We start from the raw sequence: 26,894 nt of genomic DNA on the forward strand, positions 1-26,894 counted from the left end.
GGATACGCCAAGACCGAGCGCCGTCACAAGGGAACGGAAAACCTGACTGTCAAGGGCTGGCCGTACGACTTTTGGCGACGGCTTCAGGACAAAGGCATGAGCATCGACGGGTGGCTTAGCTTCAACAACCAACGCGCCCGCCGCGACCGATCACCACGACTCTTTCGATCGATGACCCAGCCCCTGACCTCGACATCCTTGCCAGACAAACCCTTCAGCGCATCATGGAAAGCGGCAACGACCTGAGGAGGGATCTGCACCACAAGCGAACCACCCAGTTCCAACCAGACACCTCCCCGGTTGGTCTCCATGCGCTCGACGCGGGCCCTGACAATCGCAAACCCACCGCCACGCACGCTGTCCGCCGCGATCACAGGAGGTTGCCGCCAAACCCCTTTGCCAGCAGAACGCGCCTGCAGCTCCGCCGCTCGCTGGCATTCGGCCAACGATACGTTCGGCGCGATGGCGACAAAGAAGCCCAATCCTTCGGCAAGCATTTGCGCTTCCAGATTTTCGCCATGTTTGTCGAAGGCGTGAGCAAGAACACGCCCGTAGTGATCCCTGGATTGCCGACCAATCCTTATACCGACATAACCATCATTGGTGCTCACCAACGATTGCAGCCGATTTCGTGCAGCCACTGCAAACGGCTCGGCACTGCGCCCTTTACGGCCCATTTCGGTGGCATTCAACCCAATGAGTCGCACACTGCGACCATCGACCAGCCGCAGCGTATCGCCATCAATAACTGTCGCGACCTTCACACGCGAGAGCGGCTCGCTGGCCGGGCAAAGCGCCGCAGCTTGCAAGCTGAAGAAGATAGAAACGAAAAAGGCGCCCACCAGGGACGCCTCTTTCAGATGCTCGGAGAATCTCATCGGACTCCCGTAGCAACGACAGCTTGTTACTTGGCGCCAAACACACCAAAGCGCTGCTTGAAGCGGTCGATACGGCCGCCGGTATCCAGCACTTTCTGCTTGCCGGTGTAGAACGGATGGCACTCAGAGCAAACGTCAATGCTCAGGTTCTTGGCCAGCGTAGAGCGAGTCTTGATGACGTTGCCGCAGCTGCAAGTGGCGTCGATTTCTACGTAATTAGGATGGATATCGGCTTTCATGGAAAAATCCTCTAGGACTTGTGCCGCCACCCGACCCTATGTCGAGTACCGCACGGAAGGGCGCGAATAATAACAGAGCAAGTAGGCGATGCAAGGGCTGCTGATCGGACACACACCCGCCTCGCCCCACAGCCCGGGACTACAGGCCAGCCTGCTACCCCGCCGGATCGTTTAAGATCGGCACTCGCCGCCAAGGACTTTCGCGTGCCCCGATCCATACTCCGCCTCGCGCTGCCCTCGCCATTGCGCAGGCTCTTCGATTACCTCCCACCTGCTGGGGCCTCAAACGCCGGGCTGCAGCCGGGTATGCGCCTGCGCGTGCCGTTTGGCCGACGCGAAATCATCGGGATACTGGTAGAGGTCGGCAGTCACAGCGAAGTCCCCGACGCGAAGCTCAAACCGGCTCTGGAGTTGCTCGATGCGCGACCTCCCCTACCGTCGCCGCTGTTCAAGCTATGCCTGTGGACTGCCCAGTATTACCAGCACAGCCTCGGCGACACGCTCAGCTGGGCGCTGCCAGTCCTGCTGCGCCAGGGCGAACCCGCCGAGGCGAGACAGGAGCGCTTCTGGCATGTAGTCAACGGCGCGCGGCCCGAAGATCCGAGACTGAGCCGGGCGCCACGCCAACGCGAAGCACTGAAGACCATTGCTCAGCATCCTCACGGCGTGGCGCATGCCCTGCTTTCGCAGCTGCAGCTGAGCAAAGACAGCCTCGATTTGCTGTTGCAGAAAGGTCTGCTGCGCGTCGAGACCCGGCGCTGCCACCAGACTCCGCGGCACCAGGGCAGCTGGCTGCTGCAGGCGGAATTACCGCTGAACCAGCAGCAACGCGCCGCCTTCGAAGCCATTCGCTCAGGCCTGGATGGTTTTCAGGCATACCTGCTTGCCGGCGTCACCGGGAGCGGCAAGACCGAGGTCTACCTGCAGCTGATCCATCAGGTGTTGGAGGCTGGCAAGCAGGCTCTGGTGTTGATTCCCGAGATCAACCTCGGGCCACAGACCCTGGCGCGCTTCGAAAAACGCTTCAATGCCCGCATCGCCCTGCTCCACTCCAATGTCAACGACCGCGAACGTCTAGATGCCTGGCTTGCGGCGCGGGACGGCGAGGCCGACATCATCATCGGTACCCGCTCAGCATTGTTCACCCCGATGAAAAACCCGGGGTTGATCATTCTCGATGAAGAGCATGATGCCTCTTATAAACAGCAGGAAGGCCTGCGCTATCATGCACGCGACCTCGCCGTGGTCAGAGCGCGCCAAGAGAACGTCCCGATTTTGCTGGGGTCGGCGACGCCGTCGCTGGAAAGCCTGCACAACGCGCACAGCGGGCGCTACGGACTATTGAAGCTGACCGAGCGTGCCGGAGGGGCACAAGCGCCACGTTTCCTGCGCCTGGACATAAAGAGCCGCCCGCTCGATTCCGGCATCTCCGGTCCGTTGCAGCAGGCCATGGCGCAGACACTTGCCGCCGGACAGCAGGTGCTGGTGTTCCTCAACCGGCGCGGCTTCGCCCCCTCGCTGCTGTGCCACGATTGCGGATGGATCGGCCAGTGCCCTCGCTGTGACGCCAGAATGACGCTGCATCAGCGTCACAACGAGCTGCGCTGCCACCACTGCGGCCATGCCGAACGCCCGCCGCATAACTGTCCAGACTGCAACAAGCTCGACCTGAGGCCCGTAGGCGCGGGCACCGAGCGAGCGGAGGAGCGACTCGCAACGCTCTTTCCTGACTACCCAGTGCTGCGCATCGATCGTGACAGTACCTCGCGCAAAGGCTCGATGGAGCAGCTGCTGGCCACCATCAACCGTGGCGAGCCATGCGTGCTGGTGGGCACTCAGATGCTCGCGAAGGGCCACCACTTCCCGCGCGTGACCTTGGTCGCCATTCTTGATGCGGACGGTGGTTTGTTTTCGGCCGATTTCCGCGCCAGCGAACGGATGGCTCAGCTGATCGTGCAGGTAGCCGGCCGCGCTGGGCGGGCCGAGGAGCCCGGCAAAGTGATCATCCAGACCCACCTGGCTGACCACCCGCTGCTGGTTCAGCTGACCGAGCAGGGCTACTTCGCCTTCGCTGAACAGGCACTGAGCGAGCGTCGCGCGGCTGGCTTGCCTCCTTTCAGCCATCTTGCGCTGTTGCGGGCCGAGGCGGTGAAGCCCGGCCAGGCAGAAGACTTCCTCGATCAAGCCTGTATTCAGGCCGAACAGCTGATAGCGCAACTCGGCCTCACGGGTGTCGAGCTGCTGGGGCCGGTGCCCGCTCCGATGGAGCGACGTGCCGGACGTTTTCGTGCGCAGCTGCTGCTACAAGCTAACGCCCGCGCACCACTGCATAACCTTATGAGCGCCTGGATGCCGCAGGTAGAGGCATTGCCGGGTAGCCGCACCGTCCGCTGGTCGTTGGATGTTGACCCGATCGACCTGTTCTGATGTTGGCCTGTCGCACAGACTCCAGCGCAACTAAGCGCCTTAAGCCTTGAAGGTTCGGCCTCGGGGCACCGATAATGCCCAGTTTTCGACCAAAGCCTTCGGCCGACCGAGCACATCATGAAAGACAGCATTCGCCATCTGATCCAGCAAGCCCTGGCCCGTCTCACCGCTGAAGGCGTGCTGCCGGAGGGGTCGAACCCGACTATCCAGGTGGAGAACACCCGCGACAAGACCCACGGCGACTTTGCCAGCAACGTCGCGATGATGCTGGCAAAGCCAGCCGGGATGAAGCCGCGCGATCTGGCGCAAAAGCTCATCGAAGCATTGCCAGCAGACCCCAGCGTCAGCAAGGTTGAGATCGCCGGCCCGGGCTTTCTCAATTTCTTCCAGAACAGCGCTGCGTTGGCGCAGCGGTTAGAAGCCGCCCTCGCCGACCCTCATCTCAGCGTCAGCAAAACGGGCTCCAAGCAACGCGTTGTGGTCGACCTCTCCTCACCGAACCTGGCGAAGGAAATGCACGTCGGCCACCTGCGCTCGACCATCATCGGCGACGCCGTGGCGCGCGTGCTCGAATTCCTCGGAGACGAGGTTATCCGGCAGAACCACGTGGGCGATTGGGGCACCCAGTTCGGCATGCTGCTGGCTTACGTGAAGGAACAACCGAAAGGGTTCGACTCACCGGAGCTGGCGGACCTGGAAGGCTTCTACCGCGCAGCGAAGCAACGGTTCGACGAATCGACCGAGTTTGCCGAACGCGCGCGCAAGCTAGTCGTGGAGCTGCAAGCAGGCGATGCCGAATGCCTGCGGCTGTGGAAGCAATTTAACGAACTCTCACTCAGCCATGCGCAAGAAGTCTACGACCGCCTCAATGTCATGCTCACCCCGGACGATGTAAAAGGCGAAAGCGCCTACAACGCCGAACTCGCCGACATAGTCGCATCGCTCAAGGTCAAAGGGCTGCTGACTGAGAGCAACGGAGCCCAATGCGTCTTTCTCGATGAATTCAAGAACGCCGAAGGCAACCCGCTCCCGGTGATTGTGCAGAAAGCCGGTGGCGGCTACCTCTACGCCACCACTGACCTGGCCTCCATGCGCTACCGCAGTCAGCAGCTAAAGGCTGATCGCGCGCTGTATTTTGTCGATCAGCGCCAAGCACTGCATTTCCAGATGACCTTCGAGGTTGCTCGACGCGCCGGCTTCGTCCGCAGCGACATGCAGCTCGAGCACATGGGTTTCGGCACCATGAACGGTGCCGATGGGCGCCCCTTCAAGACCCGGGATGGCGGCACGGTGAAGCTGGTTGACCTGCTCGATGAAGCCGAGCAGCGCGCCTACAGCCTGGTTAAAGGCAAAAACCCGGATCTTGACGAAGGGGAGCTGCGGCAAATCGCCCGCGCTGTGGGCATCGGCGCAGTGAAATATGCAGACCTGTCCAAGCACCGCACCAGCGATTACAGCTTCAACTTCGAGCAGATGCTCAGCTTCGAAGGCAACACCGCCCCCTACCTGCTTTACGCCTACACCCGGGTGGCCAGCGTGTTTCGCAAGCTGGGTACCGGCATGGATGGACTCGGCGGCGAGATCAACCTGGAAGCCGAACAAGAGCAAGCACTAGGCGCGAAGCTGGCTCAGTTCGCCGAGGTGCTCAACGGTGTGGGTGAGAAAGGTGTTCCCCATCTGCTGTGCAGCTATCTATACGATCTGGCAGGGCTGTTCTCCAGCTTCTACGAACACTGCCCGATACTCACCGCTGAGAGCGAGACGGTTAAACAGAGTCGCCTGCGCCTCGCCGCCCTGACCGGCAAAACGCTGAAACAGGGCCTTGCCCTGCTTGGCCTGGAAACGCTGGAGCGGATGTAAGTGGCAGCCAGGAAAAAACCCGCCCCGAAACGTGGCGCGAGCCGCTACCAGGCACCCGCCAAGAAGCCGGTACCCGGCTGGATCTGGCTCGTGTGTGGACTGGTCATTGGCGGCTTCATTGTGTTCCTGATGAACCTCGAACCTGGCGGCGATGAGATCCAGCGCACCAAGGACACAGCGAAATCCAAGGAGCAGCCGAAGCGTTCGCCTCCCGCCACGGGCCAGCCAGCCAAACCGAAGTACGACTTCTATACGCTGCTGCCTGAGTCGGAAGTGATCTTGCCGCCAGAGGCGCCAAAGCCCGAGCCGCCCAAGCCGGCCACACCGGAAGAGGCTGCAAAGATCGACGCGGCGCGCGCCGAAGCCGCTCTGAATGGCCAGGTACCACCGCCTCCGCCTACAGTGGCCAAGGCACCGGTGACTCAGTTTTTCTTGCAGGCCGGCTCGTTCCGCAAGAAGCCCGAAGCGGAAAAGGTTAGGGCGCAGATCATTCTGCTCGGCCAGGATGTACGGGTTGAAAGCGTGACCGTGCGTGACGAGGACTGGTATCGGGTGCTGGTCGGGCCATTTGCCGACCGAGCAAGACTCGATCAGGCCCAGAAGGCGCTATCAGCAAGCGGTTACAAGAACCTGCTGCTTCAACAGCGCCAGGCGCGCTGAGCCGAGGCTTTAGTTCAAGCACGGGAGCAGCGCTGTAGCCGGCGCTGCTTCTCTGTCGACGGGCAGCGCCCGCCCGGCGCTCAGCTCTTACGATCCCGAGGCGCATAGGCGAATACGTCTGCACGCATCTGTTTTGCATCCATTCCCGCCTCCACCAACGCATCCAACGTGCCGTAGACCATGGCGGGAGAGCCGCTGGCGTAGACGTGAACTGGCTGGAGATCGGTGAAGTCCTCGCAGACTGCTTGATGCAACATGCCGCGCCGCCCCGCCCACTCACATACATCACTGACAATCTGATGCAGACGGAGATTGGGCAGCTGTTGCCACTCCTGCCAATGCGTCAACTGATAGAAGTCTTCCGGGCGACGCACCCCCCAGTACAGATGCACCGGATGGGCGAAGCCCTCGGCTCGGCAATGCTCGATCAGACTGTGCATCTGCGCCATCCCGGTGCCTGCAGCAATCAGCACCAATGGCCCCTCTGGCAGCTCGGCGAGGTGGGTATCGCCGAACGGCATCTGCACGCGAGCCGTCCCGGTGCGCCTGATTTGCTGCAGCAGGTCGATCGCTGACGATTCACGCGCTAGCACGTGGAGCTCCAGCTCACGTCCGCGCCCTGGCGCGGACGCTAGCGAAAAGGCGCTGTATTCGCCATCCTCCCGCTCGAGCAGCAAATACTGCCCAGCATGGTAGCGTGGCAGTTTACCGGCCGGCGCACGGAGTAACAGGCGAAACACGTCGCCCCCCACCTCTTCACAGCTGACGAGCTGGCAACTCAGCGTACGCACCGGTAGCTCCCCCGGCGCAAGCACACCATCCCACAGCAGAACGCAATCTTCCTCTGGCTCAGCCAGGCAGGCGAAAACTTCGCCATGATCATGGCTTTCGCCACGCTGACGCACCCGGCCGTCAACCAGCAGTGCAGCGCATATCAGGCAATTACCGTTGCGGCATGCTTGCGGACAGTCGTAGCCCAACCGCCGCGCGGCGTCGAGAATCAACTCACCACGTTCGACGTCGAGCACTGCTCCGGAGGGTTGCAGGGTTACTTTCATCAATTCAAAACCTGAGTAAATGCGCGGCTGTCATCAGTCGATGCCAAGCTCGGCCCAGAGTTCGTCGACCCTACGCTTCACCGCCTCATCCTGCACGATGGCGCGCCCCCATTCACGAGTAGTCTCGCCGGGCCACTTATGAGTGGCATCGAGGCCCATCTTGCTGCCGAGACCGGACACCGGAGAGGCAAAGTCGAGATAGTCGATTGGTGTGTTCTCGATCAGCACCGTATCGCGCTTGGGATCCATGCGCGTGGTGATGGCCCAGATAACGTCATTCCAATCCCGTGCGTTGATGTCATCGTCGGTAACGATGACGAACTTTGTGTACATGAACTGCCGTAGAAAGCTCCATACGCCCAGCATCACGCGCTTGGCGTGGCCGGGGTATTGTTTTTTCATGGTTACCACCGCCATGCGATAGGAACAGCCTTCCGGCGGCAGATAGAAATCAGTGATCTCGGGAAACTGCTTCTGCAGGATCGGTACAAAAACCTCGTTGAGCGCGACACCAAGTATCGCCGGCTCATCTGGCGGCCGACCTGTGTAGGTGCTGTGATAGATAGCGTCGCGACGTCGGGTGATGCGCTCCACGGTGAACACCGGGAAGCGATCGACCTCGTTGTAGTAGCCGGTGTGATCACCGTACGGCCCTTCATCGGCCATCTCGCCAGGCTGAATGTAACCTTCCAGAACAATTTCGGCACCGGCCGGCACCTGCAGATCGCTACCCCGGCATTTGACCAGCTCGGTACGGCTGCCGCGTAACAAGCCAGCAAAGGCATATTCGGAGAGCGAATCCGGAACCGGAGTAACAGCGCCGAGAATCGTGGCCGGATCGGCGCCGAGCGCCACCGCCACTGGGTAAGGTCGGTCAGGATACTTCTCGCACCACTCACGAAAGTCCAGCGCACCGCCTCGATGGCTGAGCCAGCGCATGATCACCTTGTTGCGACCAATCACCTGCTGGCGATAGATACCGAGGTTCTGCCGCTCCTTGTTAGGGCCCTTGGTGATTGTCAGCCCCCAGGTGATCAGTGGCCCAGCATCGCCTGGCCAGCAGGTCTGAACCGGCAGCAGAGACAGATCAACATCCTCACCTTCGACGACCAGCTCCTGACAGGGCGCATCCTTGAGCACCTTGGGCGCCATGCTGATGACCTTCTTGTAGATCGGTAGCTTGCTCCAGGCATCCTTTAGCCCTTTTGGCGGCTCCGGCTCCTTGAGAAAGGCCAAGAGCTTGCCGATCTCGCGTAGCTCGGACACTTCCTCCGCCCCCATACCCAGAGCAACGCGCTTGGGTGTGCCGAAGAGATTTCCGAGAACCGGCATATCGAAGCCGGTCGGGTTCTCGAAGAGCAGCGCCGGCCCCTGCTTGCGCAGGGTTCGATCGCATATCTCGGTCATTTCCAGAACGGGAGAAACGGCGGCTGAAACGCGCTTGAGTTCACCGCGCTGTTCCAGGCCTCGGATAAAGTCGCGCAGATCGCGATACTGCATTGCTTGAGCCTCGCAGGGGCCGGCGGGTGTCCGGGCGGAAAGTGTAGCCTTGGTGCAGGTCGATACAAAACCTGCAGACAGACAAAGGCCGGGTTTCCCCGGCCTCGGCAGCAACGACCAGACTTATTTGCGCTTCATTGACATGAAGAATTCTTCGTTGGTCTTGGTGTCCTTCAGCTTGTCGAGTAGAAACTCGATCGCAGCGCTTTCGTCCATCGGATGCAGCAGCTTGCGCAGAATCCAGATGCGCTGCAGCTCTTCCTCGCTGGTCAGCAATTCTTCGCGACGAGTACCCGAACGGTTGATGTTGATCGCGGGGAATACCCGCTTCTCGGCGATACGGCGATCAAGCTGCAACTCGAGGTTACCAGTGCCCTTGAACTCCTCGTAGATCACTTCATCCATCTTGGAGCCGGTTTCCACCAGCGCAGTGGCGATAATAGTCAGCGAACCGCCTTCCTCGATGTTCCGCGCGGCGCCGAAGAAACGCTTGGGCTTTTCCAGGGCGTGGGCGTCAACACCACCAGTCAGCACCTTGCCGGAGCTCGGGATTACGGTGTTGTAGGCGCGGGCGAGACGGGTAATCGAATCCAGCAGGATGACCACGTCCTTCTTGTGCTCGACCAGGCGCTTGGCCTTCTCGATCACCATCTCGGCAACCTGCACGTGACGGGTTGGCGGCTCGTCGAAGGTCGACGCGACAACCTCACCGCGCACGGTGCGCTGCATTTCGGTCACTTCTTCCGGGCGCTCATCGATCAGCAGAACGATCAGGTGGCATTCGGGGTTGTTACGGGTGATGTTGCTCGCAATGTTCTGCAGCATGATCGTCTTGCCCGCTTTCGGCGGTGCGACAATCAGACCGCGCTGACCTTTGCCGATCGGGGCGCAAAGGTCGATCACCCGGCCGGTGAGATCTTCCGTCGAGCCGTTACCGGCCTCCATCGTGAGTCGCTTGTTGGCGAACAGCGGAGTCAGGTTCTCGAACAGAATTTTGTTCTTCGCGTTTTCCGGGCGATCGAAGTTGATCGTATCAACCTTGAGCAGCGCGAAATAACGCTCGCCTTCTTTAGGCGGGCGAATCTTGCCGACGATGGTGTCGCCGGTGCGCAAATTGAAGCGGCGGATCTGGCTCGGCGAGACATAGATATCATCCGGGCCGGCGAGATAGGACGAATCCGCGGAGCGCAAGAAGCCGAAGCCGTCTTGCAGAATCTCCAGCACGCCATCACCGGAGATTTCCTCACCGCTTTTCGCGTGCTTTTTCAGCAGAGAGAAAATCACGTCCTGCTTGCGCGAACGGGCCATGTTGTCGATGCCCATCTGTTCGGCCATTTCCAGCAGTTCGGTGATGGGCTTTTGCTTAAGTTCGGTCAGATTCATAGAAAGAGTCAGAAGGGATGAAGAAAGCGATTAGCTTGAGAAGCCGCGCAGCAGGAGACGAACAGGTTCGTTGTGCTTTATGAGGCTGAAGTGCGTCGGCGACGGCATGCAGAGGGCGACGGAGAAGCGTCGCAGGGCCGAATTTAGCACCGTGCAGGCGAAGCGTCCACCCTGCAGCTATAAAAAACCCCCGCATTTGCGGGGGCTTTCGAAAGCAGCAACCGTGAATCAGATATTGCTATCGAGGAACGCTGCCAGCTGAGACTTCGACAGAGCGCCCACCTTGGTGGCCTCGACATTACCGTTCTTGAACAGCATCAGCGTCGGAATGCCACGTACGCCGTACTTCGGCGGGGTTTCCTGATTCTCGTCGATGTTCAGTTTGCAGACTTTGAGCTTGCCTTCGTATTCCTTGGCGATCTCATCGAGCACTGGAGCAATCATCTTGCACGGGCCACACCACTCGGCCCAGTAATCGACCAGAACAGGACCATCGGCCTGGAGCACGTCCTGCTCGAAGCTGCTGTCGCTGACATTGTTGATGTATTCGCTCATGGAGTTTCTCCAGGGTCAAAATCAGAAGTGACGCCATCATAGCCCGGCTTGGTGCGGATCGAAAGTCGCAGCCTGTCGCTTGGGCAATAGACCATGGAAGGCGCAATGGATCGATCACGGAGCGCTATGACGCAGCGCTGCGCGTTGGCGGATGAGGGCGATCATGTCAGGATGTCGGAGTTTTGCACAGAGACTGCCCCATGCGCCCAACAGCCGCCGAACCCTTTCCGATGATCGCCGCCCTTGATCTCGGCTCGAACAGCTTCCACATGGTGCTGGCCCGCACCAGCAACGGCGAGATGCGCATCCTCGAGCGGCTCGGCGAAAAGGTCCAGCTGGCCGCCGGCATTGATGAGAACAGACAGCTCGACGAAGCTGCAATGCAGCGCGGCCTGGACTGCCTTCGCCGCTTCGCTCAGCTGGTCAATCATCTCCCCCAGGGCGCGGTGCGCGTGGTCGGCACCAATGCCCTGCGAGAGGCGCGCAACCGCGCCCAGTTCATTCGCCAAGCTGAGACGATCATCCAGCATCAGGTCGAGGTGATTTCCGGCCGAGAGGAAGCGCGACTCATCTACCTTGGCGTATCGCATACCTTTCCCGCGTCTAGTGGCAAGCGCCTGGTCGTCGACATTGGCGGTGGCAGCACCGAATTCATCATCGGGGAAGGTTTCGATTCGCTATTACGTGAAAGCTTGCAAATGGGTTGTGTGAGCTTTACTCAGCGGTTTTTTCAGGACGGCAAGATTACGCCGGCCCGCTACGCGCAGGCCTATACCGCCGCGAGGCTGGAGCTGATGAGCGTCGAGCACGGCCTGCACCGGCTCGGCTGGCAGGATGCGGTGGGTGCGTCCGGCACCATTCGCGCCGTCGGTCTCGCGATCAAGAGCGCCGGGCTTAGCAACGGCGAAGTTACGGCCGATGGCCTCGGCTGGCTCAAGCGCAAACTGTTCAAGCTGGGCGATGTTGAAAAGCTCGACATGGACGGTATCAAGCCGGACCGCAAGAGCATCTTCCCTGCGGGCTTGGCCATTATCGAAGCGATCTTCGACGCCCTGGAGCTGACCAGCATGGCGCACTCCGAAGGCGCACTGCGCGAAGGCGTGCTCTACGATCTAATTGGTCGACACCACCAGGAAGACATCCGTGATCGCACACTGAGCTTTTTGATGGAGCGCTACCACGTCGACACTGACCAGGCCGCTCGGGTCGAAAGCAAGGCGCTGGAAGCCTTCGATCAGGTCGCTTCGGATTGGGCACTAGATGAAGAATGGCTGCGAGAACTGCTCAGCTGGGCGGCGCGGATACATGAGGTCGGACTGGACATCGCGCACTACCACTACCATAAGCACGGCGCCTACTTGATCGAGCACTCCGACCTCCCCGGTTTCTCCCGTCAGGATCAACAGATGCTGGCGCTGCTGGTTCGCGGCCACCGCCGCAATATACCCAAGCAGAAATTCGAGGAAGTGAGCGAGTACGGCGTGAAGCTGACCAGACTCTGCGTATTGCTGCGCTTCGCGATTCTTTTCCACCACATCCGTGGCCCACAGCAAGCGCCAGCGTTTCAGCTCAAGGCCGGCGATAACAGTCTGGACGTGGCTTTTCCTGAAGACTGGCTGGCTCAAAACCCGCTGACACAAGCCGATTTTGCCCTGGAGGCGGATTGGCTCAAGCGGATCGACTTCACCCTCAGCGTGCGCTGATTTTGGCAGCGGTCGACGAACCGCTGCCACCCCAATTACCCCCGGTGTCTATCGCGCAGTCGGGCTTCCCAGACGCTCCAGCAACGTGTTCTGCACGTTGCGTGGATTCTGATTGCCGCTTGGGCTGTTACGCAGATAACTGCCATCAGACTGCAGCACCCAGCTCTGGGTGTTGTCGGTCAGGAAGCCCTCCAGCTCCTTCTTCACCCGTGTCACCAGCTTCTTGCCCTCGACCGGGAAGCAGGTCTCGACCCGCCGATCCAGGTTGCGCTCCATCCAGTCGGCACTGGACAGGTAGAGCTTCTCGTCACCGCCGTTGAGGAAATAGAACACTCGGCTGTGCTCTAGGAAGCGACCAATGATCGAGCGCACATGGATATTGTGCGAGACCCCGAGAATGCCAGGGCGCAGGCAGCACATACCGCGAACGATGAGATCGATGCGCACCCCGGTCTGGCTGGCCTTGTACAACGCCCGGATCATTTTCGCGTCGGTCAGCGAATTGACCTTGAGAATGATATGCGCCGGCTTGCCTTCGCTGGCGTGTTGCGTCTCCTGCATGATCATGTCGAGCAACGCCTTCTTCAGCGTGAAGGGCGCGTGCAGCAACTTTTTCATACGCATGGTCTTGCCCATGCCGATCAACTGACTGAACAGCTTCGACACGTCTTCGCAGAGCGCTTCGTCCGAGGTCAGCAGGCTGTAATCGGTGTACAGCCGCGCGTTGCCGGCGTGGTAGTTGCCCGTACCGAGATGGGCGTAACGCCGCAACTCGCCATTCTCCCGGCGCAGGATCAACATCATCTTGGCGTGGGTCTTGTAGCCCACCACACCGTAGATCACCACGGCCCCGGCCTGCTGCAACCGACTGGCCAATTGCAGGTTGGACTCCTCATCGAAGCGCGCACGCAGTTCGATGACGGCAGTGACCTCCTTGCCGTTACGCGCGGCTTCAACCAGCGCGTCGACGATCTCCGAATTGGCACCAGAGCGATAAAGCGTCTGCTTGACGGCCAAAACGCAGGGATCCTTCGCCGCCTCGCGCAGGAGGTCAACGACGGGAGTGAAGGATTCGTAGGGATGCAGCAGCAGAATGTCCTGCTTGCCGACCACGCTGAAAATGTTCTCGCTGTTCTGAAGCAACTTCGGGATTGCTGGCGTGAAGGGGGTGTATTGCAGTTCGGGATGACTATCCAGACCGGTGATACTGAACAGCCGGGTCAGGTTGACCGGTCCGTTGACCCGATACAGCTCGCTTTCGCTCAAGTTGAACTGCTTGAGGAGGAAATCAGCGAGATGCTTCGGACAGGTATCCACCACCTCCAGCCGCACTGCGTCGCCGTAGCGCCGTGAAATCAACTCGCCACGCAGCGCCCGGGCCAGATCCTCGACGTCTTCGGTGTCGACCGAGAGGTCGGCGTTACGTGTCAGGCGAAACTGGTAGCAGCCCTTGACCTTCATGCCGTGGAACAGATCATCAGCGTGCGCATGAATCATCGAGGAGAGGAACACGTGGTTCGCGCCAGGCCCGCCCACCTCCTCCGGCACCCGAATAACCCGGGGCAACAACCGCGGCGCCGGAATGATCGCCAGCCCGGAGTCGCGACCGAAGGCATCGATACCTTCAAGCTCGACAATGAAGTTCAGGCTCTTGTTAACCAGCAATGGAAACGGATGGGTTGGGTCCAAGCCGATTGGCGTGATGATCGGTGCGATCTCGTCACGAAAGTAACGGCGCACCCAGGCCTTGATCTTGGTTGTCCAGTTGCGCCGACGAATGAAACGCACCTGATGCTTGGCCAGTTCCGGCAGCACGATCTCGTTGAGGATCGAATACTGTCGGCTGACCTGCTCGTGGACCAGTTCGGAAATACGCGCCAGCGCCTGGTGCGGCTGCAGACCGTCTGCACCTGCCTGCTCACGCGCGAACGTGACTTGCTTCTTCAGCCCCGCAACACGAATCTCGAAAAACTCATCGAGGTTGCTGGAAAAGATCAGCAGGAATTTGAGCCGTTCCAGTAGCGGATAGGACTCGTCCAGCGCCTGTTCCAACACGCGAATGTTGAATTGCAGCTGTGACAGCTCGCGGTGGATGTAGAGGCTGTTGTCGTCCAGATTCGGCGGGGGGGCCGGTGGCGCTGGCGCTTCCTCTGTCTTCTCCACCTCAGGCGCTGGCGGGGCCATTTCCTCTAGGGGATGCACTTCAATGGCTGCAGCCTGCAATTCGCTTTCGCTGAGTCCCTGATTAGTCATCGATCTGCCTCGGGAGGGCTCATTGCCCCTGTTTTAATTGTTGTGCCGCCTGCTTGGCGAAATAGGTGAGGATGCCATCGGCACCTGCGCGCTTGAAGGCGGTCAGCGATTCGAGAATCACGGCATCGCTCAGCCAGCCGTTCTGAATCGCTGCCATGTGCATCGCATACTCGCCGCTGACCTGGTAGACGAAGGTCGGCACTCGAAAGGCATCTTTAACCCGCCAGAGAATATCCAGATAGGGCATGCCCGGTTTGACCATGACCATGTCGGCACCCTCTGAAAGGTCGGCACCGACTTCGTGCAAAGCCTCGTCACCATTGGCCGGGTCCATCTGATAAGTGTTCTTGCTGCCCTTACCCAGATTCGCCGCCGAACCTACCGCATCGCGGAACGGCCCGTAGTAGGCACTGGCGTACTTGGCCGAATAAGCCATGATCCGCACATTATGATGTTCAGCCACCTCCAGCGCCTCGCGTATCGCCTGGATGCGCCCATCCATCATGTCCGATGGCGCAACCACCTGCGCGCCCGCCTCAGCGTGGGACAGGGCCTGACGGACCAGCGCGTCGACCGTGACATCGTTCTGCACATAGCCATGCTCGTCAAGAATCCCGTCCTGGCCATGAGTGGTGAAGGGGTCCAGCGCAACGTCAGTGATGATGCCGAGCTCCGGGAAGCGCTCGCGCAGGGCCCGGGTGGCGCGCTGGGCGATGCCCTCAGGATTCCAAGCTTCCGCCGCATCGAGGGATTTCTTCTCCAGCGGGGTGACCGGAAACAACGCTAACGCAGGGATGCCCAGCGCGACCAGTTCCGCGGCTTCTTCCAACAACAAATCGATGGAAAGACGCTCCACGCCGGGCATCGACGGCACCTGCTCGCGGCGATTTTCGCCATCGAGAACAAACACGGGCAGGATCAGGTCATCCACGCTCAGTCGATGCTCGCGTACCAGTCGGCGGGAAAAATCATCACGACGATTGCGGCGCAACCGTGTAGCGGGGAACAAGCGATTGGCAGGAACGAAACTCACAACGAACTCCTGGCCCGCAGAACGGGCGAATATGACGTTTATAAGCCGACATCGTGACAGCTTGATGACAAGCAATCCGCGCCGGCCGGAGATTGCCCTCATTGTCGCCACCAAGCGCGGGCACTGCCAGTGCTTTGAGCAGTCTATCGCCGAGCTGAAGTGCCTAGGCTAGACGCGCCCACAGTTGAACACCCGACGCGATAAGGCATCCAACCTTTATCGCGATGGACTTACCTTGAACCCCACCAAGGGCTAGCATCGAAGGCTGTTGCCTGGCGCAGTTGCCAGGCTGCTGAACTGACCAGGAGTATCTCAATGAACAGAAAAGTCGCCGTGATTCTTTCCGGCTGTGGCGTATACGACGGCTCGGAAATCTACGAGAGCGTGATCACGCTGTTGCGCCTGGATCAGCGTGGCGCCAAGGTCCAGTGCTTTGCGCCGAACATCGAGCAGATGCACGTAATCAATCACCTAACCGGTGAAGAGATGCCGGAAAAACGCAACGTGCTGGTCGAGTCCGCGCGCTTGGCACGGGGAGAGATCAAGGATCTTCGCGAAGCCAATGCCGAGGAGTTCGACGCGCTGATCGTGCCAGGCGGCTTTGGCGCAGCGAAAAACTTGTCTGACTTCGCCACCCAGGGCGCCGGCTGCAAAGTGCTTCCCGATGTGTTGGCGCTGGCCCAAGCCTTTGCCGCGGCCGGCAAGCCGGTCGGCATGATGTGTATCGCGCCTACCATGGCGGCACAGATCTTTGGCCGCGGCGTGGTCTGCACCCTGGGCAATGACGACGATCCGGCTGCAGCGGCGGCACGGGAGATGGGCGTCGAACACCAACCGTGCGAAGTCACTGAGATCATCGAGGATTCGCGGCACAACCTGTTGACCACCCCTGCCTATATGTTGGCGCAATCCATCAGCGACGCGGCTACGGGCATCTACAAGCTGGTCGATAGGGTGCTGGCGCTGACCGGCAAATAGCGCCTCGGCTGGTCTTGCCCCAGCTTTCGAGCCGAGGCGTGAGAGCTGAGGCATCGGCGTGGCGATACCGCCAATCTTACCGGCGCTCCCGCCGCGCCACTGGTCAATCCCCCCTCCCTCCGGCAGCTTAGCTCGATCTGCCGGAGAGCCGCACGCATGAACCACCCAATCGATACCATCGAAGAACAACAGCACGCGGTGCGCCAGCTGTTCGAGCGCATTCCGTTCAATGAATACCTGGGTATCGAACTGGATGAGGTGTCCCGCCAGCGCGTGGTGATGCACCTGCCAATGAAACAAGAGCTGGTCGGTAATTTCTTTCACGGCATTTTGCATGGCGGCGTGATCGCGTCGCTTCTCGACGTCGTCGGCGGCGCCATGGCAATGATCGGAGCCTTCGAGAAACATCAGCACCTGACCACCGAAGAGCGCGCCCTGCGCCTCTCGCGCCTCGGCACCATCGACCTGCGCATCGACTACCTGCGCCCAGGACGCGGCAAACGCTTCAGTGCCGGCGCTACCTTATTGCGCTCCGGCAACAAGGTAGCGGTGGTTCGCTCCGAACTGCACAACGAAGAAGGGGTGTTGATCGCAGTAGGGACCGGCACCTATCTTTGCGGCTGACCCGGAAGCCCGACCTTAAACGGAACAGCCCCGCGCCAGCCGTGTTTGCTTAGCGGACGCCGGCTCGAGCCAGCTGAGTCAGCAGACGGTCCAGCGCGTTGGCAAACGCTTGCCGATCACGGTCGCCGTAAGCCCCCTGCCCCCCGCCCACCTGGCCCTGCTCACGCAGGTCGGTGAACAGGTTGCGCACCGCCAGACGATCGCCCATGTTGCGCTCGTCGAATTCACGACCGCGCGGATCGAGAGCCGCCACGCCTTTTTTCACCAGTCGATCAGCCAGCGGCACATCGCTGCAAATCACCAGTTCGCCAGGCTGCGCATGCTCGACCAGATAGTCATCTGCCGCGTCCGGGCCGCTCGGCACGACGATCAGACGAACACAGGCGAAGGCCGGTTTGATCTGACTCTGCCCCGCCACCAGCAGCACCTCGAACTTGCGCTTGAGGGCGAACTTGATCAGCTGTTCTTTGGCAGCCTTGGGACAGGCATCCGCGTCAACCCATACCCGAAGCGGTGCAGCCCCCGTCATGCAACAGCCCGCCGCACCGTAGCCAGCAAAGCGGCAGCACCGGCGAACATAGCGGCGAAACTACGGTTGACTAGGCGCTGCTGACGCGGCGTGCGCAACAAGCGCAAAACCCGGGACGCCAATCCGGTATAGCCCGCCATGACGATCAGGTCGACCACCACCATCGTGGCCCCCATATGCAGGTACTGCAGTACCAGATCACGCTGTGGATCGAGAAACTGCGGCAGCACAGCGAGAATGAACACGATGGCTTTAGGATTGCTGGCATTGACCAGAAAACCGCGGAACACCAAGGCTAACGGGCGCCCGATCGGTCGCGGTGCAGCGCTGTCGTCAAGCATTGATGGCACCGCCTGCCACTGCTTAAGCGCCAGCCACAATAGATAGGCGACCCCGAACCATTTGATCAGGCTGAAGGCGAGCGACGAGGTCGCCAGCACCGCCCCGACACCGGCGGCCACTACGGCTATCTGCATCGCCAGCGCAATCTGCAAACCGATCGCGTTCCAATAACCGCGCCAGAAGCCGTACTGCAATCCGCAGGACATCGAGGCGATCGCCCCCGCCCCCGGCGACAAGCTGATGACCCAACAGGCAACAAGAAAGGCAAGCCAGGTTTCGAGCGTCATGATTGATCCCTCCAGAAGCTGCGCCTGGCAGGCGCAGCTTTCAGCACAGCCCTTAGTCCGGTATGTCTTTGCCGAGCTTGACCGGCGCCTTCAGCTTGCGATTCATCGCTTTGCGCATACGAATGTTGATCGCCTCGACCCCTAGCGAGAACGCCATGGCGAAGTACACGTAGCCCTTGGGCACATGCGCGCCGAAGGCTTCGGCCACCAGCAGGGTGCCGACTACGATCAGGAACGACAGCGCGAGGATCTTCAGCGTCGGATGCTTCTCGATGAAGTCGCTGATGGTGCCAGCGGCGAGCATCATTACCCCGACGGCAATCACGATTGCGGCAACCATCACCTGCACGTTGTCTACCAGGCCCACTGCGGTGATCACCGAGTCCAGCGAGAAGACGATATCGATCACTGCGATCTGCAGGATGATGCCAACGAAGCCTGCTTTGACCGCACCTCCGGTGGTGCCTTCCGATTCTTCTTCGCCTTCAACGCTATGCCAGATTTCCATGGTGCTCTTGAACAGCAGGAACAGGCCGCCGAAAAACAGGATCAGGTCACGCCCGGACACACCGTGCTCGAATACGGTGAACAAGTCATTGGTCAGGCGCATGACCCAGGCGATCGATAGCAACAAGAGAATCCGCGTGCCCATTGCCAAGGCCAGGCCGAAGAAACGCGCCTTGGGTTGCTGCTCCTTTGGCAAGCGTCCGACGAGGATGGAAATAAAGATAATGTTGTCGATACCCAGGACGATTTCCAGGGCAGTCAGGGTCAAAAAGGCGACCCATATTTCGGGGCTGCTAAGCCATTCCATGCATGCTACTCGTGTGCGTTGTGATGAGGGGACTGGATCTCGGTGCCACGCCAGCGGCGCAACACCTTCTGGAAGAACAGACTGTTAGGAACCTGAACGATCGCACCGGTTCCGCTATCGGCTGACTCTTCCAGCGTGGTGTAGAGCAGGTTTATGTCGATGACTCGGCCCTTGACGATGGGCTTGTCGAAACTCTCCACCAGTTCCACCATGTCGCCCAACCGAAACGGGCCAACGGTCATGATGAGCACAGCGCAGAGCAGGTTGGAGAGCACGCTCCAGATCGCAAAGAAGGCCACGGCTGCGACTGCCACGAACCCCGAGAAGGCGGTCCAAATGACGGTGGCCGAAACTCCGACGCGCTCCAGCACCATGATCAGCGCACCGCCAATAATGAACCAGCGAATCCCGCCACGCAGCGGCAAAAGCAGTTCAGGCGGAAGCGGATAGCGACTGCCGAGCCGTGAAAGCCCACGTACGACGAGCCGCTGAAGAATATAGGCGACCAACAGAATCAACAGTATCTGCAATCCGAGCAGTAACTGATCGCTCCATCTTTGCGAAAAAATCAACCACCGCTCGCTCACAGGCTCGCCTCAAGTTGGCTTTGTAGAACTTCGAGCGCTTCGAGCGCCTCCAGCCAAGCCTCTTCCAGTTCGCCTTCGCGCACCTTCAGTTCAGCCTGCTTGGCCAGCAGCTCGCGCAGCTCATCCTTGCGGGCCGACTCGTATACATCCGAATCAGCGAGAAGCGCCTCCAGCGGCGCGAGCTTTTCGTGAATATCAGCCAAAGACTTTTCGAGCTTTTCGGCTTGCCGTTTCAACGGAGCCAATTGCTGACGCAGGGTAGCCGCAGCCTGGCGGGCGGCGCGCTTATCAGTCTTTTCGCCCGCGGGCTCCACTGGGCTCAGCGGCTGCTGGCGGGAACGGTAGTCGACCAGCCAGCGAGCGTAGTCCTCAAGGTCACCTTCGAACTCCACGACCCGGCCTTCTGCAACCAGCAGGAATTCATCGGTCGTGCTTTTCAGCAAGTGCCGGTCGTGGGACACGACGAGCACGGCCCCCTCGAAGTCCTGCAAGGCCAGCGTCAACGCCAGCCGCATCTCGAGATCGAGGTGGTTGGTCGGTTCGTCGAGCAGCAACAGATTGGGTTTGCCCCAGGCGATCAGCGCTAGCGCGAGCCTGGCCTTTTCACCGCCGGAGAAATTAAGGACCGGCTCATCGCAGCGATTGCCGCGGAAATCGAAACCACCGAGAAAATCACGCAGTACCTGCTCCCGTTCGCCAGGGGCGATACGCTGCAGATGCAACAGCGGGCTGGCCTTGGCGTCCAGAGCGTCTAGCTGATGCTGGGCGAAATAGCCGATGACAAGGTTCTCGCCGCGCTGCAGGCGTCCACCCAAGGGCTGCAGCTCGTTGGCCAGCGTCTTGATCAGCGTGGATTTCCCCGCTCCGTTGGGGCCAAGCAAACCGATGCGGGCTCCCGGGACCAACTGCAGCTTGACCTTCTCTAGCACCACCTTGTCGCCGTAGCCAAGACTCCCCTGCTCCAGATCCAGCAGCGGGCTGGAGACCTTATCCGCCTCGCGAAAAACGAAGTCGAACGGCGAATCGATATGCGCCGGGGCCAACTCCTCAAGCTTTTCCAGGGCCTTGATCCGGCTCTGCGCCTGTCGCGCTTTGCTCGCCTTGGCCTTGAAGCGCCGAATAAAGTCCTCCATGTGCTCGCGCTGTGCCTGTTGCTTTTCGAACGCCTGCTGCTGCTGCGCCAGGCGCTCGGCCCGGGCCCGCTCAAAGGCCGAGTAGCCCCCGCGATAGAGCGTCAGCTTGCGCTGCTCGACGTGCACCACATGACCGACCACCTCGTCGAGGAAATCGCGATCATGGGAAATCAGCATCAGTGTGCCCGGATAGCTCTTAAGCCAGGCTTCCAGCCAGAGAATGGCATCCAGATCGAGGTGGTTGGTGGGCTCGTCGAGCAGCAACAGATCAGACGGACACATCAGCGCCTGCGCCAGATTCAGACGCATCCGCCAACCTCCTGAGAAGCTGCTTACCGGCAGATCCATTTGCTCATTGGCAAAACCCAGGCCGGCCAACAACTTGCGTGCCCGTGCGTCAGCGGTATAGCCGTCGGCGTTATCGAGCTCAGTATGCAAGCGAGCCAGTGCCCCACCGTCAGAGGCTGCTTCAGCTTCGATCAGCGCACCCTGAATGCGGCGCAACTCGGTATCGCCGTCCAGCACGTAATCGACCGCCAACCGATCGAGCGTATCGACCTCCTGGCGCATGTGTGCAATGCGCCAGTCGGGCGGCAGCTGGCAGTCGCCCTCGTCGGGGGTGAATTCGCCGCGCAGCAAGGCGAACAGGCTGGACTTACCGGCGCCATTGGCGCCAACCAGCCCGACCTTATGGCCAGGATGAAGGGTCAGCTCGGCGCCTTCCAGCAAACGCTGCGGGCCGCGCTGTAGAGTCAGGTTCTGAAGTCGGATCATAATGGCGGCGGAGTTTATCAGGTCGCCCGGAAATCCATCCGGCTGCTCATGAAAAAAACCAATTACAGATGAACAACGACGAACTCTGGAATTTTGCCCTCGCCTGTTACGCAGAGCCCGGCGTGGAAAAGGCGTGTCTTGAGTTGCAAGCGCTAGGGATGGACGTCTGCTTGCTGCTCGCCTGCGTCTGGTTGGAAATTCGGGGCATCCAACAAAACGCGCAGCGATTGGAAGAACTGAAACAGCTCAGCAAGGACTGGCAGAGCGCAGTGGTATTGCCCCTGCGAAATCTGCGTCAGGCGTGGCGTGAGCAGGCAGCCATCGACACCGAGCTCGCCAGCTTGCGCCAGCGAGTCAAAACGCTGGAGCTAGACGCCGAACGAACTCAGTTCGAGCGCCTTCAGCAGGCAACGCAGCATTGGTTGCGGGAGGACGGATCTAACAACTGGCTGAACCAGCTATGCACGGGGATCAACGGCGACCCCGATGCATTGCTGACCGTGCTGCGCCGTGCAGCTTCTCAGCTGGATGCCGGCGGAGCGGACTGATCCGCACTGCCGGCCTTGGTTGCTGCGGGCTTGCGTGTGGCAGCAGGCTTGCGCGTTGCAGCGGGCTTGGCAGCGCTGGATGACTTGGTGGAAGCGGGTTTTGGCTTCGCGCGGCTAGTGGCAGGCCGAGCGGGACGTTTCGGAGCGCCACTGTCGGCTGCGCCCAAGCCGCTGGGCGCATTAGCCGTGGCGGACTTGCTATCCGCAACTTTTGAGGCTGCTGTTCGGGCGCGGGCTGTGGCTGGCTTGCTCGCCGCCGGGGTCGAGCTGCTGGAAGATTGCTTGGCAGGAGCTGACTTGGTTGACGCAGGCGCAGCCTTGCGTTGCGCTGAAGCCGAACGTGACGGCGTGGCCTTGCTGCGCGATGCCAGTGCTTGCGCCGCAGCCTTTTCAACCTGAGCGACACCTTGCGCCAAGTTCAAGCTCTGCTCGGCGTCGCGCTTGAGGTCAGCCAGGTAACTCAAGGTCTCGTTCTGCCGTGACTGTAGCAAGGCAAGCATGTCATCCAGTTCGGCTAGCTTGGAGCGAGCCTTGCTTTGGGCCTTCGACTTGCCAGCATTGCCGGCCTCGTCGAGCTTGGCGCGCGCTTTGATCAGTTTTTCCTGCGTCTTGCCACGCTGCTTTTCAAGCTTGGCCAAGAGGATCTCTGCTTCCTTCTGTGCATCAGTGCAGGCTTTTTCCAGATGCACGACCAGACTTTTTGATAGCTGCTGAAGCAAGTGCAGCGGGGTAGTGACCGCGTTTTTCTTTGCTGGCATGAAAGCGCCTCCTGGCGGGATTGGTGCAGCCATACTAGACGGGCCGCAGCGATCCGCCAACCGATCAGCGAAGCGTGCTACAAGCGATCCTTCGCGCGCAGCTGACCGGCATCGGTCAGGCGGTAGCAGCAGGCTCTTTATGCGCGGTATGCAGCACTTCGATCAGGCAGTCTTCAAGCTCGAAGCGCTCGTGCAGCAACTGGCCCAGACGCTTCAGCTCTTCTGGAAGACCAGGGCTTTCGAGACAGTCGCCGTTGTCGCACCGGTCATTGAAAGCAACCGCAACCTGGGTAATCGCCTCGATACGAGGATAAATCTGACGTGCCAGATCCAGCCCCCGCTTGTCACCAAAGGCTTCTGCTTCGTTGAGCAATTGCTCGTAGATCTCGAAATGACCAGCCGACACATAGTCGAGCAAGATTTCGCAGAATTTTTGCAAGGCCGGGCGAGTAGCCGCTTCGGCACCCCCATGCAGCCCTTCGAATGCGTTGATCAATGCGTGGCGTTCCTGCAGCCAGCGGTCGATCAGCAGGTGCACACCTCCCCAGCGTTCCTGGGCGTTCCGACAGCTCTCGAGCATGATGACCTCACTTTCCCTAATCGATGATGCCTGTTGCGCCTTCCGAGACGGTTTTTTGTCTTGGGATATCGGCCTTGGGTGAGTGACAGCGAAATTGGCAGAAAACCGACGCCGCCAGGGCAGACTAAGCTGCGCGGAACGAAGCATCAAGCAGCAAGGATGAAATTCAACTGGCATCACTAGCGTGACCGCTTCGCCCTGCTCATTGACCATCAGGCGGGGCGATCATTCGCCCCGCCTCGACAAAAAGCCTAGTCGCGGCGCAGCAACTGCCAGAAACAGAACAGGGCCATTGCAATGAATGCGAGCAACGTCCACTCCGGAATACTCATTCCGAGCAGTGTCCAGGTAACTTCGGCGCACTCGGCGGTACCGTGAAGCACCAAACGGGCAATTTCCTGGAACGGCAACGCATCCATCATGTATTCGAGACTGGGCAGGCAGCTCGGCAGCTGGTCGGCAGGCATGTTCTGCAGCCATATCTGGCGTATCGCCGTGCCCCCACCAGCAACGGCGAACAGCAGTGCCATGACCGAATAAACACGGCGACCGATCTTGCGTGGGCCATGCAGCGCAGCGACCAGACAGACCAGGCCGAAGCCGATGACGCAGATACGCTGAACGATGCACAGCGGGCAGGGAACCAGCCCGACGACGTGCTCGAGATACAGGGCAGCGACCATCATCAACGCGCAGCCGATGAAGGCCAGAAGAAACAGCGAACGTGGGCTGGCCAGGTTCATGGCAACTCCGCAGACAGGAAAAGTTCGCTACGGTAGTGCGGCAGGCGGCGAGCTGCAAGCCATACGCAAATCGCCGCAGCGGCGCGGGACGGGCGTCACTACCCGGGCGCCGCGCCGACTGCCAACCGCTAACTGCTGCTGGTGGTTTGTATCCGGTTGGCGCTGGATTGATCAAGGAGCCCCAACCCTTCTTGGAACAGCCGGTTGCTGCGCTCGTTGTCTCCTAGCTGGGCCAGCAATCGGGCCAGCTCGGCGCAGGTTTCCGGACGGTGTTCGAAGCGCAGGCTGGCCTCGAGATAGTCGCGTGCCTTGCCCCAAAGCGCGTTGCGCATGCTCAGCCGGCCAAGCGCAAGCAGCAGCTCGGCATTCTCCGGATTAGTCTTGAGCCAGCCTTCAGCATTCGCCAGCTGACGTGCAGGGTCCTGACCGCGGACGCGGCCGTACCGCTCAACCAGGCGATCATCGTACTGTCGTTTGAGCGCTGCGTAGAGCACCTCTTCGGCTTTAGCATCCGCTCCCAAGCGGGACAGGCCGTCAGCGTAGGCTCGCACCAGCAGCGACTCACTGCGCAACCCCGACGGTACGGTTTGCCACTTCTGATTGAGGGTCTGCAACGCGTCCTCATTGCTGGCTGTCGGGGCTTGACCGCTTTGCTCAATCGCCGCTGTCCAGGCCAGCAATTCAAGCTCACTCAGGCGAGCCGGTGGCAACACGCGGTGCTTGCGCAGCTCGGGTAGCAACCTGCACAAAGCCGACCAGTCTTCCAGCTGAACGTACAGCTGCTGCAACAAGGTCAACACGTAGGGATGACGGGGATGGTCGCTGTGCAGCGCGTTGAGTGTTTCCCGCGCCTCGCCATATTGGCCCCTCGCAATTTGCAGCTGAGCCTGGGTCAGGCCAACCGCAAGGCCTGACTCGGGCTCGCGCTCCCTTGCCTTGCGGAGCAGCTCGTCGCTTTGCTCGTGCTCGCCCAGTTCATTGGCGGCACGTGCGGCGCCAAGGTAATGCACCAATGGCTGGTGGTCGTGCTCGGCAGCGGAGCGCAAATGACCCAAGGCTTGAGTCCATTGTCCTTCGGCCAACTCGCGTAAACCGCTGCGTGATGCCTTGCTGACACGACGCTCACGGTGACGACGCGACCACGGATTGACCAGTGCGCCGGACGTGTGCAACAAGCCGAGCACCCAGTGCACCACCATTGCCAACAACCAGAGGCACGCGATCAGACCAAGAAAGATCCAGAAGCTCGACTCGTAGCGGAAGCGGTCATAGCTGATCAGGACATAGCCCGGGTCCTGCGCAATGGCCCAGCCGAGGAACCCGACAATCGCGATAAGCAGGATCAGGACAAAGGCGAATCGCTTCATGCGCGCTGCCCCTCTTCCGCTGACGGCTCATCGGACGCTGGCTCATCGGCTGTCGGCTGGTCAGATTCCGGGGTCGTCTTGTCCGTGGGCTGTGCTGGGCCGCTGTCAGCAGGCGACCCAGCGCTTTCGGACGATTCACGTTTCTGCACATAGGTCTGCAATGCGCGGAGCGCCGGTGAGAGGTCCGGCAGGCTGACCGACACTTGGCGTTTTTTCAGTTCTTCGATACGGTCGCGCAGCCCTCGGCTCTGACCGTTTTCCTCGCTGAAGTGATCCTTGATCAATTGCCCCGCCTGGTCCAACGATTGCTGGTAGACCTTTTCGTTGCCATTGAGCACGGCCCACTGCGCCTGCTCGATGGCCAGCGACAACGCCAACCGCACCTGCGCCAGACTCTGACCGGCAAGCAGCGGCTTGACGCTATTACCAGCGTCGAAATCGATACGGACATAACGTGTCAGCTCATTTAGCCACCGCTGCCAGCCGCTATCAGCCTGGCCACCTGTGGCGCCTTGACCCTCCTCGAATTCAGGAGCCAGGCCATTGAGCTGATTGGCCTGACCGCGCAACGCACCAAGCTGGAGAAACAACCCGGTCCGGTCCAGCTCCGGCAGACTGCGCAACGCTTCAAGCCCTTCGAGCAATTGCTGTCGCGCGGCGTACGCCCCCGGATCATCCTGTTTACGCAAAATCAGATCCGCCTCGGCGAGCAGCGATTCGGCGCTGTTCACGTCTTGCATGGCCGACAGGCGCAACATCGCCATGCGCAACAGATGCTCGGCTTCGGCGAGTCGCCACTGCTCACGACTGGCTCCAAGAACCTGCTCGACACGCCCCGCCAGGCGCTGCTGATCGCTTTGCAGCTCTGTCAGCAAACGGCGTCGATCCTCAAGCTGGTCGGCCGATGGCAGTTGCTCGAGCTTGCCGAGGCGGCTGGCCAGTTGCTCGCTGCGCTCACCCAACTGGCGGGTTTGTTCGCTCGTAGCCTGTGCCGATTGTTGCTGTTGCTGCTCCTGATCGGCCAGCTGCTGAGTCTGCCAGACGCTGTAGCCCCCTGCTGCCAGACCCGCCAAGCCGACCAGCAGGGCCAGACCGGCCAATCCTTTGCCGCCGCCACGCGCATCGGCTGTAGAACCGGCCGGTGTTTTCGGTGGTGGCGCCTTGGGCGCCTCTTTCGAATCCTTCTGCGGCTCTTTCTTAACAGGATTTTGAGCGGCGACAGAGTCGTTGCCCTTCGGTTGCTGAGGTGCCTTGTCGGAGTCTACTTCGCTCACGTTTCCA

Annotated in this window: 25 protein-coding genes; 7 read left to right on the top strand and 18 right to left on the bottom strand. The window is 60.5% G+C overall.

Annotation, left to right across the window (positions count from 1 at the left end):
• Window positions 1–83: 83 nt before the first annotated feature.
• Window positions 84–878 carry a thermonuclease family protein gene (locus RT21_RS12060; RefSeq protein ID WP_046162911.1) on the bottom strand — a complete coding sequence of 265 codons (795 nt, stop codon included), beginning with the start codon at window positions 876–878 and terminating at the stop codon, window positions 84–86.
• A 26-nt stretch (window positions 879–904) separates the two neighbouring features.
• Window positions 905–1,117 carry a 50S ribosomal protein L31 gene (gene rpmE, locus RT21_RS12065; RefSeq protein WP_019341291.1) on the bottom strand — a complete coding sequence of 71 codons (213 nt, stop codon included), beginning with the start codon at window positions 1,115–1,117 and terminating at the stop codon, window positions 905–907.
• Window positions 1,118–1,321: 204 nt separating this feature from the next.
• Between rpmE and RT21_RS12070 the strand changes: the two genes are divergently transcribed.
• The 3 genes from RT21_RS12070 (at window position 1,322) to RT21_RS12080 (ending at window position 6,064) form a co-directional block, all read left to right on the top strand.
• Window positions 1,322–3,544 carry a primosomal protein N' gene (locus RT21_RS12070; RefSeq protein ID WP_046162912.1) on the top strand — a complete coding sequence of 741 codons (2,223 nt, stop codon included), beginning with the start codon at window positions 1,322–1,324 and terminating at the stop codon, window positions 3,542–3,544.
• Between the two features lie 117 nt (window positions 3,545–3,661).
• Window positions 3,662–5,404 (top strand): arginine--tRNA ligase, encoded by a 1,743-nt coding sequence (argS, locus tag RT21_RS12075; RefSeq protein ID WP_046162913.1) that lies wholly within the window; start codon window positions 3,662–3,664, stop codon window positions 5,402–5,404.
• Window positions 5,405–6,064 carry an SPOR domain-containing protein gene (locus RT21_RS12080; protein ID WP_046162914.1) on the top strand — a complete coding sequence of 220 codons (660 nt, stop codon included), beginning with the start codon at window positions 5,405–5,407 and terminating at the stop codon, window positions 6,062–6,064. It abuts the gene before it with no gap.
• A gap of 80 nt (window positions 6,065–6,144) precedes the next feature.
• Here the strand turns inward: RT21_RS12080 and RT21_RS12085 are convergent, their stop codons facing one another.
• From RT21_RS12085 to trxA, 4 genes are all read right to left on the bottom strand, one after another.
• A complete protein-coding gene (locus tag RT21_RS12085) occupies window positions 6,145–7,122 on the bottom strand; it encodes a CDP-6-deoxy-delta-3,4-glucoseen reductase (RefSeq protein WP_045430823.1) in 978 nt (325 codons plus the stop codon).
• A 33-nt stretch (window positions 7,123–7,155) separates the two neighbouring features.
• Entirely contained in the window at window positions 7,156–8,622 is a 1,467-nt protein-coding gene (gene ubiD / locus RT21_RS12090; protein ID WP_045430826.1) for a 4-hydroxy-3-polyprenylbenzoate decarboxylase, read from the bottom strand.
• Window positions 8,623–8,745: 123 nt separating this feature from the next.
• Complete coding sequence (gene rho / locus RT21_RS12095; RefSeq protein WP_045430829.1) at window positions 8,746–10,005, bottom strand: transcription termination factor Rho; 1,260 nt, start codon at window positions 10,003–10,005, stop codon at window positions 8,746–8,748.
• Between the two features lie 228 nt (window positions 10,006–10,233).
• A complete protein-coding gene (gene trxA / locus RT21_RS12100; RefSeq protein ID WP_019341284.1) occupies window positions 10,234–10,560 on the bottom strand; it encodes a thioredoxin TrxA in 327 nt (108 codons plus the stop codon).
• A gap of 200 nt (window positions 10,561–10,760) precedes the next feature.
• On the opposite strand from trxA, the gene ppx reads away from it, so the two are divergent.
• Window positions 10,761–12,263 (top strand): exopolyphosphatase, encoded by a 1,503-nt coding sequence (ppx, locus tag RT21_RS12105; RefSeq protein ID WP_046162915.1) that lies wholly within the window; start codon window positions 10,761–10,763, stop codon window positions 12,261–12,263.
• A gap of 48 nt (window positions 12,264–12,311) precedes the next feature.
• Here ppx and ppk1 read toward each other — a convergent pair whose 3' ends face one another.
• Entirely contained in the window at window positions 12,312–14,516 is a 2,205-nt protein-coding gene (gene ppk1, locus RT21_RS12110; RefSeq protein WP_046162916.1) for a polyphosphate kinase 1, read from the bottom strand.
• 19 nt (window positions 14,517–14,535) lie between these two features.
• Window positions 14,536–15,549: a porphobilinogen synthase gene (gene hemB, locus RT21_RS12115; RefSeq protein ID WP_046162917.1), complete on the bottom strand. Its 1,014-nt coding sequence runs from the start codon at window positions 15,547–15,549 to the stop codon at window positions 14,536–14,538.
• Window positions 15,550–15,864: 315 nt separating this feature from the next.
• On the opposite strand from hemB, the gene elbB reads away from it, so the two are divergent.
• Together elbB and RT21_RS12125 are read left to right on the top strand one after the other, a co-directional pair.
• Window positions 15,865–16,527, top strand: coding sequence for an isoprenoid biosynthesis glyoxalase ElbB (gene elbB / locus RT21_RS12120; protein WP_046162918.1), 663 nt, complete (start codon window positions 15,865–15,867; stop codon window positions 16,525–16,527).
• Between the two features lie 156 nt (window positions 16,528–16,683).
• Window positions 16,684–17,151 carry a thioesterase family protein gene (locus RT21_RS12125; RefSeq protein ID WP_045430839.1) on the top strand — a complete coding sequence of 156 codons (468 nt, stop codon included), beginning with the start codon at window positions 16,684–16,686 and terminating at the stop codon, window positions 17,149–17,151.
• Window positions 17,152–17,200: 49 nt separating this feature from the next.
• Here the strand turns inward: RT21_RS12125 and RT21_RS12130 are convergent, their stop codons facing one another.
• The 5 genes from RT21_RS12130 to RT21_RS12150 are packed head-to-tail and all read right to left on the bottom strand — an operon-like array spanning window position 17,201 to window position 21,617.
• Complete coding sequence (locus RT21_RS12130; protein ID WP_045430843.1) at window positions 17,201–17,680, bottom strand: YaiI/YqxD family protein; 480 nt, start codon at window positions 17,678–17,680, stop codon at window positions 17,201–17,203.
• On the bottom strand, window positions 17,677–18,309 hold the full coding sequence (locus tag RT21_RS12135) for a LysE family transporter (protein WP_046162919.1): 633 nt from the start codon (window positions 18,307–18,309) through the stop codon (window positions 17,677–17,679). Before RT21_RS12135 ends, RT21_RS12130 begins: the two co-directional genes overlap by 4 nt.
• A 52-nt stretch (window positions 18,310–18,361) precedes the next feature.
• Window positions 18,362–19,123 carry a TerC family protein gene (locus RT21_RS12140; RefSeq protein ID WP_046162920.1) on the bottom strand — a complete coding sequence of 254 codons (762 nt, stop codon included), beginning with the start codon at window positions 19,121–19,123 and terminating at the stop codon, window positions 18,362–18,364.
• A gap of 5 nt (window positions 19,124–19,128) precedes the next feature.
• Window positions 19,129–19,710: a mechanosensitive ion channel family protein gene (locus tag RT21_RS12145; protein WP_046162921.1), complete on the bottom strand. Its 582-nt coding sequence runs from the start codon at window positions 19,708–19,710 to the stop codon at window positions 19,129–19,131.
• Window positions 19,707–21,617: an ATP-binding cassette domain-containing protein gene (locus RT21_RS12150; protein ID WP_046162922.1), complete on the bottom strand. Its 1,911-nt coding sequence runs from the start codon at window positions 21,615–21,617 to the stop codon at window positions 19,707–19,709. The genes RT21_RS12145 and RT21_RS12150 overlap by 4 nt, the downstream gene beginning before the upstream one ends.
• 68 nt (window positions 21,618–21,685) lie before the next feature.
• Between RT21_RS12150 and RT21_RS12155 the strand changes: the two genes are divergently transcribed.
• The gene (locus tag RT21_RS12155; protein ID WP_046162923.1) at window positions 21,686–22,165 is read left to right on the top strand and encodes a TIGR02444 family protein; all 480 of its coding nucleotides are present in this window, start codon (window positions 21,686–21,688) and stop codon (window positions 22,163–22,165) included.
• Here the strand turns inward: RT21_RS12155 and RT21_RS12160 are convergent.
• The 5 genes from RT21_RS12160 to RT21_RS12180 all read right to left on the bottom strand — a co-directional run bounded on the left by RT21_RS12160 (window position 22,138) and on the right by RT21_RS12180 (window position 26,887).
• A complete protein-coding gene (locus RT21_RS12160; RefSeq protein WP_046162924.1) occupies window positions 22,138–22,923 on the bottom strand; it encodes an AlgP family protein in 786 nt (261 codons plus the stop codon). The two genes, RT21_RS12155 and RT21_RS12160, sit on opposite strands and share 28 nt — an antisense overlap.
• A 115-nt stretch (window positions 22,924–23,038) precedes the next feature.
• Window positions 23,039–23,503, bottom strand: coding sequence for an Rsd/AlgQ family anti-sigma factor (locus tag RT21_RS12165; protein ID WP_046162925.1), 465 nt, complete (start codon window positions 23,501–23,503; stop codon window positions 23,039–23,041).
• Between the two features lie 251 nt (window positions 23,504–23,754).
• Window positions 23,755–24,246, bottom strand: a complete 492-nt coding sequence (locus tag RT21_RS12170) for a disulfide bond formation protein B (protein WP_046162926.1) — start codon at window positions 24,244–24,246, stop codon at window positions 23,755–23,757.
• Window positions 24,247–24,374: 128 nt separating this feature from the next.
• Window positions 24,375–25,613: a heme biosynthesis HemY N-terminal domain-containing protein gene (locus RT21_RS12175; protein ID WP_046162927.1), complete on the bottom strand. Its 1,239-nt coding sequence runs from the start codon at window positions 25,611–25,613 to the stop codon at window positions 24,375–24,377.
• A complete protein-coding gene (locus RT21_RS12180) occupies window positions 25,610–26,887 on the bottom strand; it encodes a uroporphyrinogen-III C-methyltransferase (protein WP_046162928.1) in 1,278 nt (425 codons plus the stop codon). The genes RT21_RS12175 and RT21_RS12180 overlap by 4 nt, the downstream gene beginning before the upstream one ends.
• Window positions 26,888–26,894: the final 7 nt, after the last annotated feature.

Source organism: Pseudomonas sp. 10B238 (assembly GCF_000970615.1).
Classification (GTDB): Bacteria; Pseudomonadota; Gammaproteobacteria; order Pseudomonadales; family Pseudomonadaceae; genus Stutzerimonas.

Coding starts and splice junctions, on each gene's coding strand:
- RT21_RS12165 (WP_046162925.1), bottom strand. CDS start 23,503: ATGCTCGAGAGCTGTCGGAACGCCCAGGAACGCTGGGGAGGTGTGCAC.
- ppx (WP_046162915.1), top strand. CDS start 10,761: ATGCGCCCAACAGCCGCCGAACCCTTTCCGATGATCGCCGCCCTTGAT.
- argS (WP_046162913.1), top strand. CDS start 3,662: ATGAAAGACAGCATTCGCCATCTGATCCAGCAAGCCCTGGCCCGTCTC.
- elbB (WP_046162918.1), top strand. CDS start 15,865: ATGAACAGAAAAGTCGCCGTGATTCTTTCCGGCTGTGGCGTATACGAC.
- RT21_RS12170 (WP_046162926.1), bottom strand. CDS start 24,246: ATGAACCTGGCCAGCCCACGTTCGCTGTTTCTTCTGGCCTTCATCGGC.
- RT21_RS12130 (WP_045430843.1), bottom strand. CDS start 17,680: ATGACGGGGGCTGCACCGCTTCGGGTATGGGTTGACGCGGATGCCTGT.
- RT21_RS12160 (WP_046162924.1), bottom strand. CDS start 22,923: ATGCCAGCAAAGAAAAACGCGGTCACTACCCCGCTGCACTTGCTTCAG.
- rho (WP_045430829.1), bottom strand. CDS start 10,005: ATGAATCTGACCGAACTTAAGCAAAAGCCCATCACCGAACTGCTGGAA.
- RT21_RS12060 (WP_046162911.1), bottom strand. CDS start 878: ATGAGATTCTCCGAGCATCTGAAAGAGGCGTCCCTGGTGGGCGCCTTT.
- rpmE (WP_019341291.1), bottom strand. CDS start 1,117: ATGAAAGCCGATATCCATCCTAATTACGTAGAAATCGACGCCACTTGC.
- RT21_RS12125 (WP_045430839.1), top strand. CDS start 16,684: ATGAACCACCCAATCGATACCATCGAAGAACAACAGCACGCGGTGCGC.
- RT21_RS12135 (WP_046162919.1), bottom strand. CDS start 18,309: ATGACGCTCGAAACCTGGCTTGCCTTTCTTGTTGCCTGTTGGGTCATC.
- ppk1 (WP_046162916.1), bottom strand. CDS start 14,516: ATGACTAATCAGGGACTCAGCGAAAGCGAATTGCAGGCTGCAGCCATT.
- trxA (WP_019341284.1), bottom strand. CDS start 10,560: ATGAGCGAATACATCAACAATGTCAGCGACAGCAGCTTCGAGCAGGAC.
- ubiD (WP_045430826.1), bottom strand. CDS start 8,622: ATGCAGTATCGCGATCTGCGCGACTTTATCCGAGGCCTGGAACAGCGC.
- RT21_RS12155 (WP_046162923.1), top strand. CDS start 21,686: ATGAACAACGACGAACTCTGGAATTTTGCCCTCGCCTGTTACGCAGAG.
- RT21_RS12085 (WP_045430823.1), bottom strand. CDS start 7,122: ATGAAAGTAACCCTGCAACCCTCCGGAGCAGTGCTCGACGTCGAACGT.
- RT21_RS12175 (WP_046162927.1), bottom strand. CDS start 25,613: ATGAAGCGATTCGCCTTTGTCCTGATCCTGCTTATCGCGATTGTCGGG.
- RT21_RS12140 (WP_046162920.1), bottom strand. CDS start 19,123: ATGGAATGGCTTAGCAGCCCCGAAATATGGGTCGCCTTTTTGACCCTG.
- RT21_RS12150 (WP_046162922.1), bottom strand. CDS start 21,617: ATGATCCGACTTCAGAACCTGACTCTACAGCGCGGCCCGCAGCGTTTG.